Origin of the sequence: Actinotignum timonense, assembly GCF_002860685.3 — a bacterium.
GTDB lineage: Bacteria > Actinomycetota > Actinomycetes > Actinomycetales > Actinomycetaceae > Actinotignum > Actinotignum timonense.
In genome coordinates this window covers 1142131-1158311 of sequence record NZ_CP136960.1, presented here as the reverse complement: position 1 = coordinate 1158311, position 16181 = coordinate 1142131, and the positions used below count along the sequence as shown (strand labels likewise).

At 64.9% G+C, this 16181-nt stretch carries 11 protein-coding genes and 1 rRNA gene; 1 reads left to right on the top strand and 11 read right to left on the bottom strand.

Features of this window, described 5'->3' with window-relative positions; genetic code table 11:
* Nucleotides 1–4: 4 nt before the first annotated feature.
* The 7 genes from ilvD to rrf form a co-directional block, all read right to left on the bottom strand.
* Entirely contained in the window at nucleotides 5–1849 is a 1845-nt protein-coding gene (ilvD, locus tag CYJ17_RS04775) for a dihydroxy-acid dehydratase (RefSeq protein WP_026429555.1), read from the bottom strand.
* 88 nt (nucleotides 1850–1937) lie between these two features.
* Nucleotides 1938–2873: an ABC transporter ATP-binding protein gene (locus CYJ17_RS04770; RefSeq protein WP_101595208.1), complete on the bottom strand. Its 936-nt coding sequence runs from the start codon at nucleotides 2871–2873 to the stop codon at nucleotides 1938–1940.
* Nucleotides 2866–4041, bottom strand: a complete 1176-nt coding sequence (locus tag CYJ17_RS04765) for a FecCD family ABC transporter permease (protein ID WP_219619178.1) — start codon at nucleotides 4039–4041, stop codon at nucleotides 2866–2868. The genes CYJ17_RS04770 and CYJ17_RS04765 overlap by 8 nt, the downstream gene beginning before the upstream one ends.
* Nucleotides 4042–4074: 33 nt before the next feature.
* On the bottom strand, nucleotides 4075–6063 hold the full coding sequence (locus CYJ17_RS04760) for an amino acid ABC transporter ATP-binding/permease protein (protein WP_087071105.1): 1989 nt from the start codon (nucleotides 6061–6063) through the stop codon (nucleotides 4075–4077).
* Nucleotides 6047–7852, bottom strand: coding sequence for an ATP-binding cassette domain-containing protein (locus tag CYJ17_RS04755; RefSeq protein ID WP_087071106.1), 1806 nt, complete (start codon nucleotides 7850–7852; stop codon nucleotides 6047–6049). Before CYJ17_RS04755 ends, CYJ17_RS04760 begins: the two co-directional genes overlap by 17 nt.
* 136 nt (nucleotides 7853–7988) lie before the next feature.
* Nucleotides 7989–9080: a heme/hemin ABC transporter substrate-binding protein gene (locus tag CYJ17_RS04750; RefSeq protein WP_159455034.1), complete on the bottom strand. Its 1092-nt coding sequence runs from the start codon at nucleotides 9078–9080 to the stop codon at nucleotides 7989–7991.
* A gap of 327 nt (nucleotides 9081–9407) precedes the next feature.
* Nucleotides 9408–9527: ribosomal RNA gene (gene rrf, locus CYJ17_RS04745) — 5S ribosomal RNA — on the bottom strand.
* A gap of 212 nt (nucleotides 9528–9739) precedes the next feature.
* On the opposite strand from rrf, the gene CYJ17_RS04740 reads away from it, so the two are divergent.
* Nucleotides 9740–11281, top strand: coding sequence for an IS1634 family transposase (locus tag CYJ17_RS04740; protein WP_286049047.1), 1542 nt, complete (start codon nucleotides 9740–9742; stop codon nucleotides 11279–11281).
* A 245-nt stretch (nucleotides 11282–11526) separates the two neighbouring features.
* On the opposite strand, the gene CYJ17_RS04735 is transcribed toward CYJ17_RS04740, so the two are convergent.
* From CYJ17_RS04735 to gatC, 4 genes are all read right to left on the bottom strand, one after another.
* Entirely contained in the window at nucleotides 11527–12711 is a 1185-nt protein-coding gene (locus CYJ17_RS04735) for an NAD(P)-dependent malic enzyme (RefSeq protein ID WP_234984537.1), read from the bottom strand.
* A 119-nt stretch (nucleotides 12712–12830) separates the two neighbouring features.
* The gene (gene gatB / locus CYJ17_RS04730) at nucleotides 12831–14330 is read right to left on the bottom strand and encodes an Asp-tRNA(Asn)/Glu-tRNA(Gln) amidotransferase subunit GatB (protein ID WP_087069775.1); all 1500 of its coding nucleotides are present in this window, start codon (nucleotides 14328–14330) and stop codon (nucleotides 12831–12833) included.
* A 3-nt stretch (nucleotides 14331–14333) separates the two neighbouring features.
* On the bottom strand, nucleotides 14334–15863 hold the full coding sequence (gatA, locus tag CYJ17_RS04725) for an Asp-tRNA(Asn)/Glu-tRNA(Gln) amidotransferase subunit GatA (RefSeq protein ID WP_087069776.1): 1530 nt from the start codon (nucleotides 15861–15863) through the stop codon (nucleotides 14334–14336).
* Nucleotides 15864–16160: an Asp-tRNA(Asn)/Glu-tRNA(Gln) amidotransferase subunit GatC gene (gene gatC, locus CYJ17_RS04720; RefSeq protein ID WP_026429253.1), complete on the bottom strand. Its 297-nt coding sequence runs from the start codon at nucleotides 16158–16160 to the stop codon at nucleotides 15864–15866.
* Nucleotides 16161–16181 lie beyond the last annotated feature (21 nt).

The following is a 16181-nucleotide window of genomic DNA, read 5'->3' as shown; positions in this document are numbered from 1 at the left end:
GTGCCTAATCCACTCGGCCGTCCACCACCCGCACCGCCCCGCGATCCGCCGAGGTGGTCATCATGGCGTAGGCCCGCAGCGCCTTAGAAACATGCCGGTCCCGCTTCTCGGGGCGCCAGGGCAGCTCGCCCATCTGGGCGCGCCGCTCGGCCAGTTCTTCTTCGGACACATCCATGGCGAGCAACCGGGTGGGCACGTCGATAATAATATGGTCGCCTTCGCGCAGCAGCGCAATATTACCGCCCGCGGCCGCCTCCGGGGATACATGCCCGATGGACAGACCCGAAGTTCCCCCGGAAAAACGCCCATCGGTAATGAGCCCGCACACCTTCCCGAGCCCCAGACCCTTGAGGTAGGACGTGGGATACAGCATTTCTTGCATCCCGGGCCCACCCTTGGGACCCTCGTAGCGGATCACCACAATATCGCCCGGTTCCACCGCTTTGGACAAAATAAGTTCGACGGCGGCCTCTTGGGAATCGACCACCCGGGCCCGCCCTTCGAAATGGAAAAGCTCTTCGCTAATCCCGGCCGTTTTAATAACCGCACCGTCCTCCGCCAGGTTCCCGCGCAGCACGCACAGCCCGCCGTCCTTGGTATAGGCGTGATCGGCACTGCGAATACAACCGTGCTCCCCGTCCAGATCCGGGCTTTCCCAGGTGGAATCCTGCGAAAATGCGCGGGTGGTGCGCACGTTCCCCGGCGCGGCACTGAAAAGATCACGGGCCTGCTCGGAAGGCGCCACCCCGCGGATATCCCAGGTTTCCAGCCAGGATTTCAGGTCATCGGAATGCACCGAATGCACCGAGTCATCGAGCATCCCCGCCCGGTACATTTCCCCGAGCAGCGCCGGAATCCCGCCGGCGCGGTGGAAGTCCTGAATATGGAATTCGGTGGAATTCGGGGCGAGCTTGACCATGCAGGGCACCCGCCGCGAAAGCGCATCAATATCCGCGAGCGTGAAATCCACGTGCCCTTCCTGGGCGATGGCCAAAATATGAAGCACGGTATTGGTGGAGCCGCCCATGGCCACATCCATGGACATGGCATTGGTAAACGCCGCTTTCGTCATAATATTGCGCGGCAGCACGCTGGCGTCGTCGTCGTTATAAAAACGTTTCGTGAGCGCGACGATGCGTTTCCCGGCCTCCTCGAAAAGCCGGCGGCGCCGGGTGGCGGTGGCGAGGGTCGAGCCGTTGCCGGGGAGGGACATGCCCAGCGCTTCGGTCAGGCAATTCATGGAATTTGCGGTGAACATGCCCGAGCAGGAACCGCAGGTGGGGCAGGCGTTTTCTTCCACGCGCGCGAGCTCGTCGTCCGTGATGGAATCATCCACGGCCAGGGCCATCGCGTCGATCAGGTCAATATTATGATCGACGACGCCTTCCACCGGCTTGCCCGCCTCCATGGGACCGCCGGACACAAAAATAGTGGGAATATTCAGGCGCATGGCCGCGATGAGCATGCCGGGTGTAATTTTATCGCAATTAGAAATGCAGACGAGGGCGTCCACGGTATGCGCATTGCACATATATTCGATGGAGTCGGCAATAATTTCGCGGCTGGGCAGCGAGTAGAGCATGCCCTCGTGGCCCATGGCGATGCCGTCGTCCACGGCAATGGTATTAAATTCGCGCGCCACCCCGCCGTTCGCCTGGATCACGTCCGCCACGATTTTCCCGACGTTGCGCAGGTGCACGTGCCCGGGAACGAATTGGGTGAAGGAATTAGCGATAGCAATAATCGGTTTTCCGAAATCTTCCGAGCCCATCCCGGTGGCGCGCCAGAGCGCCCGCGCCCCGGCCATATTCCGGCCTGTTGTTGAGGTTGCCGATCGCAGCTGCGCCATTATTCCCCTTCGTATCGTGTGTTGTGGTGGCGGGCGGTGCCGCCGTGGTCCTTAGTCTAGCCGTGTCCACGTAGTGAGAATTGCTTTCTCACTTTTCGGACGTGGTTGCGGTGGTGGTCGCGGTGGTAGGAACGACGACGATGGTCCCATCCCGCAGCGTCTCCACTCGGATCGGCCATTCGTATACCCGGGTGAGTAGCTCAGAAGTGAGTACCTGGCGCGGGGTGCCGGCCGCTTCCACCCGGCCGTGGCGCAAGAGGACCACGTCATCGCAGAGCGCGCCGGCCAGTTGAATATCGTGCAGCACGGCGACGACGGTGTGCCCGCCTGCAGCCAGGCGCCGGCACAGCTCGAGGAGGCGCTGCTGGTGGGAAATATCGAGGGCGGCGGTCGGCTCATCGAGGAGCACCACCCCGGCGCGCTGGGCGAGCACCCGCGCGAAAGTAACGCGGGCCTGTTCGCCGCCCGAGAGGCGGGTGACATCGCGGTCCTGGAGGTGGGTGACGTCGGCGGCGCGCAGGGCGGCGTCGATAATGGCGGCGTCCGCGGCTCTGCCGGTGCCGGCCCCGTTCTGGGTACTGGTGCTTGCACCTGCCGCGCCGTTTCCACGCCCGGCGCCGTTGCCCCGTGCCGCGCCGCCGCCTCGCCCGGCCCCGTTCCCCCGTGCCGCGCCGTTTCCGGATCCGAGGCCCATGGCCACCAGGTCGCGCACCAGGTAGGCGAAGGGGAAGGTGGAGTTTTGCGGCATGACGGCGCGCAGGCGCGCCAGCTCCCGCCAAGAGAGAGAGGTAACCGCGGTGGTGCCGATACGGACCTGCCCGGAAGTGGGGCTGAGGTCGCCGGCGAGCAGGGAAAGCAGGGTGGATTTTCCGGTGCCATTGGGGCCGAGCACCCCGAGGACCCGCCCGGGGCGCGCGGTAATGCTGACGTCGTGGAGAACCCGGTGGGTACCGTAGGCGAAATTGAGGTGCTCGGCGCGAAGCTCCCCGGCCGGCCCACCCACCGCGGAGAAAAGATCAACCACGGGCACCTCGCAGGTTCTTGCGCAGCAGGATGAAGAAGGTGGGGCCGCCCACCAGCGCGGTGAAGATTCCGATGGGGAGTTCCGCGAAGGGCACGAGGGTGCGGGCCGCGAGGTCGGCGTAGGTGAGGAGCACCGCTCCGCCCAGGAGCGCGGCGGGGATGAGCATCCGATTCATGGGGCCCATGAGGAGGCGCAGCACGTGCGGGACAATGAGGCCCACGAAGCCGATCACGCCGGCGAAGCACACGGCGGCGGCGGTGAGGATGGCGGTGAGCACGATGGCGGAAGCGCGCAGGGCGGCGACGTTCACGCCCACGTGCCCGGCTTCGCGCTCCCCCAGGCTGAGCAGGTCGAGGCGGCCGGCCAGCGCGAGGGCGCCAAGGATACCGATGCCAACCACCGCGCCCACCACGGCGACCTGGAACCAGGAGGCTCCAGCCAGCGATCCCATCTGCCAGAACACGATTTGTTCGCGGGCATTGGTATCGGCCAGGTAGGTGGCGATGGAGGTGAGGGCGGAGGCCACCGCGGTCACGGCGATGCCGGTGAGCACCAGGGTGAGAGTTTCAGCGCGCCCGTGCGAGCGCGCCAGCAGGTAGACGGTGGCGGAGGTGACGAGCCCGGCAGCGAAGGCTCCTAGCGGTACCGAGAAACCGCCCAAGGCTCCGGGAACAAAGACCATGGTGAGGGCGGCCCCGAAAGCACATCCGGAGGACACCCCGATAATTCCCGGTTCGGCCAACGGGTTGGAGAAGACCGCCTGCATAACGGCGCCGGCCACCGCGAGCGCCCCGCCCACCAAAACGCCTAAGCAGATGCGGGGGAAGCGAATATTCCAGAGCGCCGCCATGACGAGGGGATCTTCCGGGGGCGCGGCCAGCCCGAAGCGGGCGGCGATACCGCGCCCTACATCTCCCACGGTGACGGGGAATTGGCCCAGGTGTGCGGAGAGGAGCATACCCAAAGCGAGGAGCACGGTGAGGATGAGGAACGTCCAGAAGCGCCGGTGGCGGCGTGCTTTTATGCCGGCGGGCACCGCGGGGAGCGCTGGCATGGCTGACGCTCCGGGTGCTCCCGGCGTGCCCGGCTCCGCGGGCATAGCTGGCGCGCCGGGCACCGCGGAGAGCGCGGTGGCCGCGTGCCCCTGGTTGCCGCGCTGTCCACTCATCCTGTCTATCTTGCCTTAATGTTGTACGGAGCGCTAATGGCGCGGCGCCCGGGGCGCGTTTTCTGCCGTAGTCTCCGGCTGCGCGGCAGTATCCTCCGCCGTCTCGCGGTGCGCCGCCCCTTCCACCGCTGCGCCGTTCTCCCGCACGGCTTCCCGCACCCGCGCTTCGGTGATCTCGGCGGGCGGGCCGGCCAGCACCAGGCGCCCGCCGGAGAGCACCGCCACGGTATCGGCTTCGCGCACCGCATCGAGGCGGTGGCTCACTTCAATAATGGTGGCCTCGGGCAGGGCGGCGCGCAGATTGGCGCGGATGCGCGCTTCAAGTTCGCTATTGAGGGCCGCGGCGAATTCATCAAGGATGAGGACGGCCGGGTGCATGAGAACCGCGCGGGCCAGGCACAGGCGCTGCACCTGCCCGCCCGAAAGCGCATATCCGGTGGGCCGCCCGTGCGAGGTACCGCCTCCCACCCGGGTATTCAAGCCGTCCGGCATGGCCCGCACATCGCTATCCAGCCCGGCCACGCCGAGGGCGCGCCACAGCTCAGTTTCGGTGGCCTTCGGTACCCCGAGCCGCAGATTATCGGCGATGGTCCCGGCCACAATCTGGCTTTTTTGAGACACCCCCACCACGCAGGCATGCAACGAAGCGACCTTGAGGTCCGTGGTGGGAATCCCGCCGATGCGCACCATCCCGGATGTCGGGTCATCGTAGCGTTCCACCAGATGCACCAGGGTGGATTTACCCGAGCCGGAACGCCCGGCCAGCACTGTATGGGAACCGGCGGGAATACGCAGGCTCACTCCGCGCAGCACCTCGCGCTCGCGCTCCGGGTAGGCGTAGTGGACGTCGTCGAATTCCACGGAGAGGCCGCGTTCGGGCATGAGGATCCCGGGGCCGTCCGGGCACGGCTGGGGCGCGTGCGCGAGGGCATAGATACGCCGCGCGGCCGCGAGCGAGGCATCGAGGGACGACGCCGCATCTTCGAGAGCCTGGGGGCCTTCCCATACCCGCAGCGCCGCCACCGCGCCGGCCGCCGCGAGCGGCAACGAGATACTCGGGTCACTCACTCCCACCGCGATAATCCACGCCGCGCTCATACCGGCGGCAATAATATTGGCCCCGCGGCGCAGCCCGGCCACCCAGGCCGGGAAAGATCCACCGGTGGCGACTTTCGCACCCAGGGCCGCTGTTTCGTCCATCCGGTCGGCGGTGCGGCCGAAGACGAGCACGTCTTCGAGGCCGTAGAGCGAATCGGTCACATGCGCGGCCAGATCGGCGCGGGCGGCGAGTTGCGCCGTCGTCGCATCAATCGCGCGCCGGGTACCCACGTAAGGGATAACCGCAAGTGCTAGAGCCGCGGCCACGGCCGGCAGCGCCATCGCGTGCCACCCGAGTAGCGCGCCGCCCACCAGCAGCGCCGCGGGGGTGAGCACGTAGGCGCAGACCACCGGCGCCACAGTATGGGCGTAGACCACTTCAATGCGGTCAATATCGCGAGTGAGGGAGGCAACGATATCCCCCGAACGCGAGCGCGCCATAATCCCGGGGGCCTTGGGCCACAGGCCGGCAAAAACGCGGGTGCGCAGCAGTTCGAGGGCCCGGAAGGCCACGTAGTGCCCGGTGAATTGTTCGAGGTAGCGCAGGGCGGCTTTGAGGAGCGCGAGGAGAGCCACGAACCAGAGGAAGCCCGCTCCCCCGCCGCTGCTCACGGCCGCCACCATCCCGTAGGTCGCCACCGCGAACAGCCCAATATCGGCCACCTGGCCGGCGGCCCGGCACAGGGTGGACAGGGCGAGCGGGCCGTGGACGGGGCGGGTGAGGGAAAGCAACCAGCGCAGCACGGTGCGCAACCCCGGCGCGGCGCCGCTTGTTACGCGGACGGCGCCGTTATTCTCGCGCGCACCATTCCCGCGCAGCACGGCGCCGTTATCCTCGCGCGCACCATTCCTGCGCTGCACGGCGCCGTTATTCTCACGCGCATCATTCCCGCGCAGCGCGGCTTTATTACTCGGCGTGGACATCACTGACCTCCTCGAGAATTCCGTCGCGGACCCGCACCACCCGGTCCGCCAGCGCCGCCAAGGCGGGACGGTGCGTGACCATGACGAGCGTATACTCGGGCCCCAGCCCCGCCAGCGCCGCACAAATCCGGTCTTCGGATTCGAGGTCTACCTGCGCGGTGGGCTCGTCGAGCAGCAGCAGGGTGCGCCCGGCCAAAAACGCCCGCGCCAGCGAAATACGCTGCGCCTGCCCGCCGGAAATCAAAGCGGAATCCTCCCCGAGGTAGGTATCGAGCCCCTCCGGCATCCGCGCCACGTCCTCGTCCACCTGCGCGCGCCGCAGTGCCTCCCACATCTGTTCCGCGGTGGCATCCGGGCGCGCCAGGCGCAGGTTATCTGCAATAGTTCCGGTAAACATCCACGTTGTTTGGGCGACGACGGCGCTGCGCGCGCGCAACTGCGCCAGGTCACCACTCTCAGCATCCACGTGGACCTCGCCAATCTGCACACTCCCGGCTTGCGGGCGCAGGGCTCCGCGCAGCAGCGCGAGCAGGGTGGATTTCCCGGCTCCGCTCACTCCCACAATCGCGAGGCGTTCCCCGCGCGCCACGCGCAGATTCACCGAGGTCAGCACCTCTTCACGCCCGTAATTCACCGCCGCGTTAGTCACGGTGATCAGCGGGGCGGCGCTGGCGGGCGGGGTGGCGCCGTCACTCTCAGCCGCACCTGAATCCTCAACGGTGCTGGGAGCCGCAGCTGCGCCGTCGTGCACTATACGCGGAGCGATGGCGAGGTACCGGGTGATGGCTTTTTGGGCGGCGCGCCCGCCCATCCCGATGTAGAAGAAGCCCGCTACCTGCGAGAGCGGTTCAAGGAGAACCACCGCGAGGAGGGCCACGGCGAGGGCTTCCCACGGGGCGAGGTGCGCGGCGCGGGCGGTGGTGAGCCCGGCGGTCAGGCAGATGAGGAGGAGCCCGACCAGGCCGTCCATCACGATAATGACGATTTGGTTGCCGGCCAGCATCCGCATAATGGCGCGGCGGTTCGCTTCGCCGCGGCGGGCCAGGTCGGCTTCGGTGCGTTCCCCGGCGTTAAAGAGGCGGATGGTGGTCATATTGCGGATGGCGTCGAGATAGCTATCCACGAGGGTGTCGCGCGCGCGGCGCGATTCGGTAGACGCGCGGCGAAAGAAACGGAAGAAGAGGCCGATGCCGGCGGGGATAAGCGGGAGGGCCGCCATCACGCCGAAGCCGATCACCGGGTCAATGGCGATCCCGATAAAGGCGAGAGTGAGGAACGGGGCGAGCAACGCACCAATGGTGGTGCCCACGTAACCCTGCCGGTAATTGGTGATGCGCTCGACGCTATCGGTGAGGAGCGGGAGGAGGCGCCCAGCAGTATAGGGCGTGGGGGTGCCGGTGCGGGCGAGCGCGAAGGTGCGTTCGAGGAGCCGGCCGCGCAGCCGGCGTTCCTCCGCGCGGGCTGCCCCGGTGCTGCCCACTCGTTCGGCTAGCGCGCAGGCGGCGGCCAGGGCGAAGAAGCCGGCCGCGAGCCAGAGGTGGCCGGTACTCAGCGGTGCCGCGCTGGTGTGAGCCGCCGTCACGTACCCGGCAATAATCGCCGCGATGGTGGCCAGGCGCAGGCAGGCCGCGATGAGCGCGGCGCGGCGCCCGGGGGCGGAAATCGGATCCGCCCCGCGTGAGCGAGGGCGCTGCCGTGAGCTCGGGCCTTGTGTCGACCGGGCGGCATGCCCGGCCGGCGAAGAATGCGGATGTCCCTCGCGCGAGCTGGGGCGCTGGGCCACGGTCATCCTCTCACTATCCTTTCGTATTATCCCTTCGCGGTGCGCTACCGCGGGCACCCTGCCCGCCCGCGTTTCCCACGCCGCGTGGCGTGTTCCCACTACGTGCCGGCTATGCGTTCCCACCGCTGCCGGCGTTGTGCCGCTACTGGGCAGTGTAAAGCGCCTGGCCCATCGCGCGAATAAGATCGCCACTTTGCGGACCGAATCCGAGGGAAAGGTTATCGGGGATGGCGAGCACGCGCCGCTTCTTCCCGGCGTCGGTTTGCGAGATCCCGGGTTGGCCTTCGAGCGCCTCGATCCCGCCGAGTGCGCCCAGCCCATTGGTCATCACGATAATAACTTCGGGGTTGGCCACGAGCAGCGCTTCCTGGCTGGCTGGCCGGGCCTTGGTGACTCCCGCTTCCCCGGCCATATCGCGCCCGCCCACCGCGTCAATCACGTCGCTGGCACCCGATTCGCTCCCGAGCAGCATAAACAGCCCGGCCTGGGGGCGAATATTGAGGAAGACCATGCGCAGCGGGTCGGCCGGGGCCAGCTGGGCGACGTCGATCCGCGCCTGCGCGATGGATTGGGAAATCTGGGCGGCCAGTTCTTCGCCCGCCTGCCCGGCTCCCACGGCGCGGGCGACTTCCGCCGCGCGGGCGGGCGCGTCGTCGAACTTTGTTGCGCGCGTAAGCCGCACCACCGGAATACCGGAGGCTTCGAGTTGCGCGAGGGCACCTTCGGCCCCGCGGATCGTGCCGTCGGTGAGGATCAGGGTTGGGGCGAGGCGCAGTACTGCCTCGGCGTTCACGCTGTGCCCGCTCTCGGTGACGACCGGAACGTCCGCGAGGCTCGGCTCCGTATCGGATACGGTGCGGCCCGCGATGGTGGTGCCCAGCCCGAGGGCGAGGAGCGTTTGCGAAATCGCGGCGGACATATCGAGGGTCACCACGCGCGACGCATCGGTCACGGTCACTTTCGCGCCACTGGCGTCCGTGATGGTGACGGGGAGGTTGACGGCGGCGGGCTGCGCCGGATGCGGTTCGGGGAGTGGATCGACGCTCACCATTCCGGTGAGGCTGCGCGGATCGGGCACGGCTACCGCGGTGGTGGTGGGCGCGGATGCTTGCGCTTCAGCAGCCGGTGCGGATGCGGCGCCTTCTTTCGGGGAATTCCCTTCGGTTTTCCCGGTGGTTCCGCAGGCGCCCAGGGCGAGTGCGAGCACCGCGCACAGCGCTCCCCAACGTTTCATTCTTACCTCCATTTCGCGTGTACCTAAGGTACGACGGCGCAGCTAGCCCCCGCGAGCAACCCGCGTGCATGTCGCTATCCGAAGGCGGCGCGCCGATCATGTATCGGACGGTACCACACCCTTACGACAAGGTTGAGCCCTGGCGACGCATCCGCCCAACTGTCGCTATGTGAGCGGATCCGGGTACACACCTTTCCGGCTGGTGACGCTTTGGATCAGCTTCTTTGCTGAGACCATTTCACCTATTCCCTTCGCCGGCTCTTCGGGTTAAATGGGTGTGTGGGGTGCCAGCCCCAAACAGGACTAACACCCCACACACAAGAAACATGGCGGCAGTGACCTACTCTCCCACACCCCACCGAGTGCAGTACCATCAGCGCAAACAACCTTAGCTACCGGGTTCGAAAAGGAGACCGGGCGTATACCCTTGCCGCTATAACCACCGCCACAACCAAACAAACACCAACCAACCCGCGGTGGCCAGTCATCGCACAGTGAACGCAAACATACCTATCTCACGCAAAGAATCTCTCACACATTATTTTTCCTGACTTGGCTCATTTTGGCGTGATAGGTTTCATATTGACGTTGTGGCCTGGGGTTTTGTCTCGTTCGTGGGTGAAATGTCGTACTAACGGGTTGGGGGTAGGCTATGTGGTATGCCACGACCCCGGATTCGTACCGTGATAACCAAGTCGGGCGCTACCGCGGTACAAGTCGTGTGGCGTTACGTGGATCGCAAGCCCGTACTCGAGCACATTGGTTCAGCCCACACGCCCGGTGAACTCGCGCTCTTAAAAGCCCAGGCCCAGCGCTTGATCGACGGGGACCAGCTCTCTTTAGACCTGGAGACGGGCGTTGAGACAGCGCCGACGCGCGTGGCTAGTGGTTCGGTGGATAATCCCTTGACCGTGGCCAGCTCGCGTGCCGGCTACCTCCTCGACGCGATCCGTGGGGCTTTTGATTTCCTGGAACTAGGCCCGCCAACCAATCATGACCCGGTGTTCTACGATCTGGTGGCCGCCAGGATTATCCACCCGGGCTCCAAGTTTGATTCCATCGAAACTCTCGCCGAAGTCGGGGCAGGCTCGGCTTCGTATTCCACGATTAAACGCCACCTGCCCCGTTACGCGGAAGAAGAATTCCGTGACAGAATCACGGCCACGCTAGCAAGGCATGCGGGTATCGGGCCAGGCGTTCTCGTCCTTTACGATGTAACAACCTTATATTTCGAGACGGATAAAGAAGACGAGTTACGTAAACCTGGCTATTCGAAAGAACGCCGTATTGACCCGCAGATCACGGTCGGGATGCTCACCGACGCCTGCGGGTTGCCGTTGGCGATTGGTGGGTTTGAAGGAAACCGGGCCAAGACCCACACGATGCTACCCATGATTGAACGCCTCAGGCGTGTCTACCGGCTTACCGATATCACGGTTGTGGCTGATGCGGGAATGTTCTCAGCTTCTAACAAGCAAGAGATTATCGGGGCTGGTCTGGGCTATATTCTGGGCACGAAAGAACGTGATATCCCTGTCCCTATCGCAAAGTGGCGTGAAGAGAATCCGGGTAAAGACTATGTGGATGGTCAGGTCTGGCGCCAAGAAAACCATGCTAGCAAAGCCGCTGGCCAGGGTGTGGGTGTGGTGGAGTCGGTTGTTTATTATCAGTACTCGAAGGATCGGGCTCGGCGCACGCGGCGGGGTGTGAAAGAACAGTTAGACAAGGCCAGGCGTGCGGTGGAAGGGAAAATACCGGTCAAGCGTAACCGGTATGTTGACTTGCAAGCTCCCAATAAGCGCGTGAACCAGGCATTAGCGGATAAGCATCTTGCGTTGGCTGGGATTAAGGGATATGAGACGAATCGGTTGGATTTGGATGCTGGTGCGGTGATCGGGTTTTATCGCCAGTTATTCCGTATCGAGAAGGCTTTCCGGATGGCGAAGTCGGATTTACGGGCGCGTCCGATCTTTCACCGTAAAGAAGACTCGATCCAGGCGCATTTAACGATTGTGATGGTAGCGATGGCGTGCGGGCATGTTCTTGAGCAGTCCACGGGTGTGTCGTTGAAACGGTTGGTGCGGACGTTGAAGAAGTACCGCTCGTTCACGCTTGAGGTCGGCGGGCAGGTCGTTCATGCTCGCACCCCGCTGCCGGCGGACGTGGCCGTGCTTATCGAGTCACTGCCAAAGTCGCACTAAATGAGCCAAGTCAGGTTTCACCTATTCCCTTCGCCGGCTCTTCGGGTTAAATGGGTGTGTGGGGTGCCAGCCCCACAACAGGACTAACACCCCACACACATAAGAAAATATGGCGGCAGTGACCTACTCTCCCACACCCCACCGAGTGCAGTACCATCAGCGCAGCTTACAAGCCCACCCCGCTAGACGCAAATCAAACCAGAGAGACACCCACCACACACCCGAGGGAACCGCGTCGGAGTTTCCTAGACAGCTGCCACACTCTCGCGAACCGCCTGCGCCACCGCAGCGGCAGCCCGCTCGTCAAAGGCAGAAACGATGATGTAATCCGGATTCGCTTCCTCCCCGACCAGATCAGCGAGCGCCTTAGCCGCGGCCAGCAGCATCGTGTCACTGACCTCGGTGGCATGAGCGTCGAGCAAACCGCGGAAGATCCCGGGGAAAGCCAGCACGTTATTGATCTGATTCGGGTAGTCCGAACGGCCAGTTGCCACCACCGCGGCGTGCTCGCGCGCGATTTCGGGAGCAATTTCCGGGGTGGGATTAGCCAGGGCGAAAACGATGGCATCTTTGGCCATGGTGTCCAGAGCTGCGCCGTCGAGAATATTAGGGCCGGAAACGCCGATAAACACATCCGCACCCTGCAGGGCCGCACGCACATCGCCGTCGATCTGCCGGGGATTGGTGCGGCCCGCAACCCAGGCGTGACCGGGGTTGATTTCGCTGCGGAAGGGACCGAGAGTGCCGGCGCGGTCCACGGCAATGATGTCCCGCACCCCGTATTCCAGTAGTAAGCGAATAATCGCGGTGCCGGCGGCGCCGATTCCGCATACCACCACGCGTGCGTCTGCGGGTTTTTTCCCAACCACACGCAGCGCGGTGATGAGGGCGGCCAGCACCACAACGGCGGTGCCGTGCTGGTCGTCGTGGAAGACCGGGATATCAAGTTCCGCGCGCAGGCGTTTTTCGATCTCGAAGCAGCGCGGGGCGGAGATATCTTCCAGATTGATACCGGCATACGCAGGGGCGATGGCTCGCACCGCCGCAATGATTTCCTCGGTATCGGTGGTGGCCAGGGGCACCGGCCAGGCATCCACGCCCGCGAAACGCCTGAAGAGCGCGGCCTTCCCCTCCATGACCGGGAGGGAGGCCAGCGGCCCGATATCGCCCAGGCCGAGCACCGCGGTGCCGTCTGTCACCACGGCCACGGTATTGGATTTCACCGTGTAGCGGCGGGCCAGTTCCGGCTGGGCGTGAATCGCTTCGCAGACTTTGGCCACCCCGGGCGTGTATACCCGGGCCAGGTCCTCGCGGTTTTCGATGGCGGCCGTCGCGTGGGTTTCTAATTTGCCGCCTTCGTGGGCTGCAAAAATCTCGCGTTGGGAGGGAGGTGGCACGAACTGCTGGGCCTCACCCGAAGGCGATGCCACGTCAGATTGTTGCTCTGTCCCTGCTTGTGTTCGCGCCACCTGCGCCTCCTTCACGAGATATGCCCGGTTTCGTCCGGGTTCGCTACCGCGCCTTTTCGGCCCGGTTCACCACCGCCGCTTTACTCGGCCGCGGCGCGCTCCATAATGAGGGCGCGCACGGCACCGGCGTCGGCCTTACCGTGGGTCGCCTTCATGACGGCACCGATAATGGCACCGGCGGCCTGCACCTTTCCGCCGCGAATTTTTTCGACGACGTCAGGGTTGGCAGCCAGGGCCTCATCCACGGCCTTCTCCAGAGCTCCGCTATCGGAAACGATCTCCAGATTGCGCGCGGCAACAACCTCCTCCGGGCTGCCTTCCCCGGCGAGGACTCCCGCCAGCGCCTGGCGGCCCAGCTTGTCATTGAGCCGCCCGCTCTGGACCAGGCCGTCCAGCTCGGCAACCGCCTCCGGGGTAATGGGGGCGTCCTCGAGTTCGACGTCGTTATCCTTGGCGTAGCGGGCGATATCACCCATCCACCATTTGCGGGCTCCGGCGGGCGTTGCCCCGGCCCGGACGGTGGCGTCCACCAGATCCACCGCGCCGGCGTTGATAAGATCGCGCAATTCCTCCGGGGAAAGCTCCCACTCCTCGGTGATACGGGCGCGCTTCGCCGCCGGCAGTTCGGGCAGCCCCGCGCACACCTCCTCCACGTACTCGGGAGTGCAGATCACCGGAACCAGATCCGGTTCGGGGAAGTAGCGGTAGTCATCCGCGTCCGACTTCACGCGCCCGGCAATGGTGCCCTGGATTTCTTCCTTGTAATGGCGCGTTTCCTGGAGAATCGTGCCACCGGCAGCCAGGATGGCAGCCTGGCGGGAGATCTCGTAGCGAATGGTGTTTTCGATACCGCGGAAAGAATTGACATTCTTCGTTTCGGTACGGGTGCCGAAAGGAGCATCCGGGCTTTCCCGCAGGGACACATTGACATCCGCGCGGATATTGCCGCGTTCCATCCGCCCCTCGGAAATGCCGAGCGCCCGCACCAGTTCGCGGATCCCACGCACGTACGCGCCGGCGATCTCCGGGGCGTTCTTCCCCACCCCGGTGGCCGGATCGGAAACGATCTCAATCAGCGGCACCCCGGAACGGTTGTAATCCACCAGCGAGTAGCGCGCCCCCTGGAGGCGCCCATCGGCCCCACCCACGTGGGTGTTCTTCCCGGCGTCTTCTTCCAGATGCGCGTGTTCGATGGGGAAACGGTAGGGAGTGCCGTCGGCCAGCTCGATATCCAGGTAGCCGCCCAGGATAATCGGCTGGGCGTTCTGGGTGATCTGGTAGGCCTTGGGCAGATCCGGGTAGAAGTAGTTCTTGCGTTCGAAACGCGAGAGCTCGTTAATGCGGGAATTGAGGGCCAGGCCCAGCTTCACCGCGTATTCCACCGCCGCCTCGTTGACCACCGGGAGCGAACCGGGAAGCCCAAGGGAGACCGGCTGCACATCGGTATTGGGTTCAGCACCGAAAGCCACGGGTGCGGCGTCGAAAATCTTGGTGTGTGTGGACAGCTCCACGTGCACTTCCAAACCGATCACCGGGTCGAAACGCGCGACGGCGTCCTCGTAATTCATGAGTTCATCCATGCTTTATTCCTCCCAATCCCGCGCGGGGCAGGCAGCGGGGACGTTGTGGCCGAGCGCGGCGTCGATAGCCGCGGCCACCCGGTACATGAGGGCGTCCGCCCGGGCCGGGCTGAGAATCTGCAAGCCCACCGGCAGCCCTTCCGAGAGCCCGGCCGGCAGCGAAATACCCGGGATTCCGGCCAGGTTGGCGGGAATGGTGGCGATGTCGTTGAGGTACATGGCCAGCGGGTCGTTCGTTTTCGAGCCGAAGGGGAAGGCCACCGTGGGCGAAGTGGGCGATACGATCACGTGGCACCGGGCGAAAGCCTGCTCCAGATCACGCTGAACCAGGGTGCGGACCCGCAGGGCCGCGCCGTAGAAGGCATCGAAATTCCCGGCGGAGAGCACGTGGGTGCCCAGGATAATGCGGCGTTTGACTTCCTCACCGAAACCGGCCGCGCGGGTAGCGCGCATCACGGTTTCCGCGGTGACCGGCCCTTCTTCGGGTTCCACCCGCAGGCCGTAGCGCATTCCGTCGAAACGGGCCAGGTTGGAGGAAACCTCGGCGGGCATGATGAGGTAGTAGGCGGCCAGCGAATAGTGGAAACTGGGGCAGGAAAGCTCCACCGTTTCCGCGCCGAGTTCGCGCATGCGCGCCACCGCGTTTTCGAAAGCCTCGAGCACGCCGGGCGCGTAGCCCTCCCCGTGCATTTCTTCCACGAGCCCCACCTTGAGGCCCGCGAGCGGGCGCTCCGGATCACTTCCGGCACCGTCCCAGCTCCCGGCTTCGCCGTGGCAGGCCGCCACCAGGCCGGAAGGCGTATCGGGAAGCGAGGTGGAATCGTGGGGATCGTGCCCGCTGAGCAGCTCCTGGAGCAGCGCGGCATCTTCCACGGTGCGGGTGACCGGCCCGATCTGGTCCAGCGAGGATGCCATGGCGATCAAACCGAAGCGGGACACCGCCCCGTAGGTGGGTTTTGTTCCCACCGTTCCGGTGACCGCGGCCGGCTGGCGGATCGACCCGCCGGTATCGGAACCGAGGGCGAGCGGCACCATAAACGCACCGACGGCCGCGGCGCTACCGCCGCCCGAACCGCCCGGAATCCGGTCCAGATCCCAGGGGTTGCGCGAGGGCCCGAAAGCGGAATGCTCCGTGGAGGACCCCATCGCGAATTCGTCCATATTGGTTTTGCCCACGATAGGGAGCCGGGCTTCTTTAATTTTTACGACGACGCTCGCATCGTACGGCGGGCGCCACCCTTCCAAGATTTTCGACGCCGCGGTGGTGGGAATCCCGCGGGTGCAAATATTGTCCTTTACCGCGATGGGGATACCGGCCAGCGGGTGGAGTTCCTGGCCTTCCGCGCGGGCGGCATCCACCCCGCGGGCCACCTCCAGGGCACCCTCCCGATCTACGTACAGGAAAGCGTTCACCTTGGGGTTGAGCGCCTCGATGCGATCCAGGCAGGCGGTGGTGAGTTCCACGGAGGTGATCTCCCCCGCGCGCAGCAGCGCGGAAAGTTCAGCGGCGGACTTGAGCAACAAGCTATTCATTTATTCCTCCCCCATAATGCGCGGGACGAGGAATTTACCTTCTTCGGCGGCCGGGGCCGCGGCGAGGACTTCCTCACGATCAAGGGTTTCCCCCGGAATATCGGGGCGTTTGACATTGGCCAGCGGGAGCGGATTATAGGTAAAGGGAATATCCGGGCTAACAACTTCGGATACCGCCTTCACTGCATCCTCGATGACGGAAAGCTCACCGGCCATTTTTTCGGCTTCGGCATCCGTCAGGGCGATGCGGGATAGCTCCGCTAAGCGCGCTACCTCTTCCTTAGAAAATGACGACATGGCTCAAGTCTACGCGGTTGC

Coding starts and splice junctions, on each gene's coding strand:
- gatA (WP_087069776.1), bottom strand. CDS start 15,863: ATGAATAGCTTGTTGCTCAAGTCCGCCGCTGAACTTTCCGCGCTGCTG.
- CYJ17_RS04750 (WP_159455034.1), bottom strand. CDS start 9,080: ATGAAACGTTGGGGAGCGCTGTGCGCGGTGCTCGCACTCGCCCTGGGC.
- CYJ17_RS04740 (WP_286049047.1), top strand. CDS start 9,740: ATGCCACGACCCCGGATTCGTACCGTGATAACCAAGTCGGGCGCTACC.
- gatB (WP_087069775.1), bottom strand. CDS start 14,330: ATGGATGAACTCATGAATTACGAGGACGCCGTCGCGCGTTTCGACCCG.
- CYJ17_RS04765 (WP_219619178.1), bottom strand. CDS start 4,041: ATGAGTGGACAGCGCGGCAACCAGGGGCACGCGGCCACCGCGCTCTCC.
- gatC (WP_026429253.1), bottom strand. CDS start 16,160: ATGTCGTCATTTTCTAAGGAAGAGGTAGCGCGCTTAGCGGAGCTATCC.
- CYJ17_RS04760 (WP_087071105.1), bottom strand. CDS start 6,063: ATGTCCACGCCGAGTAATAAAGCCGCGCTGCGCGGGAATGATGCGCGT.
- CYJ17_RS04755 (WP_087071106.1), bottom strand. CDS start 7,852: ATGACCGTGGCCCAGCGCCCCAGCTCGCGCGAGGGACATCCGCATTCT.
- ilvD (WP_026429555.1), bottom strand. CDS start 1,849: ATGGCGCAGCTGCGATCGGCAACCTCAACAACAGGCCGGAATATGGCC.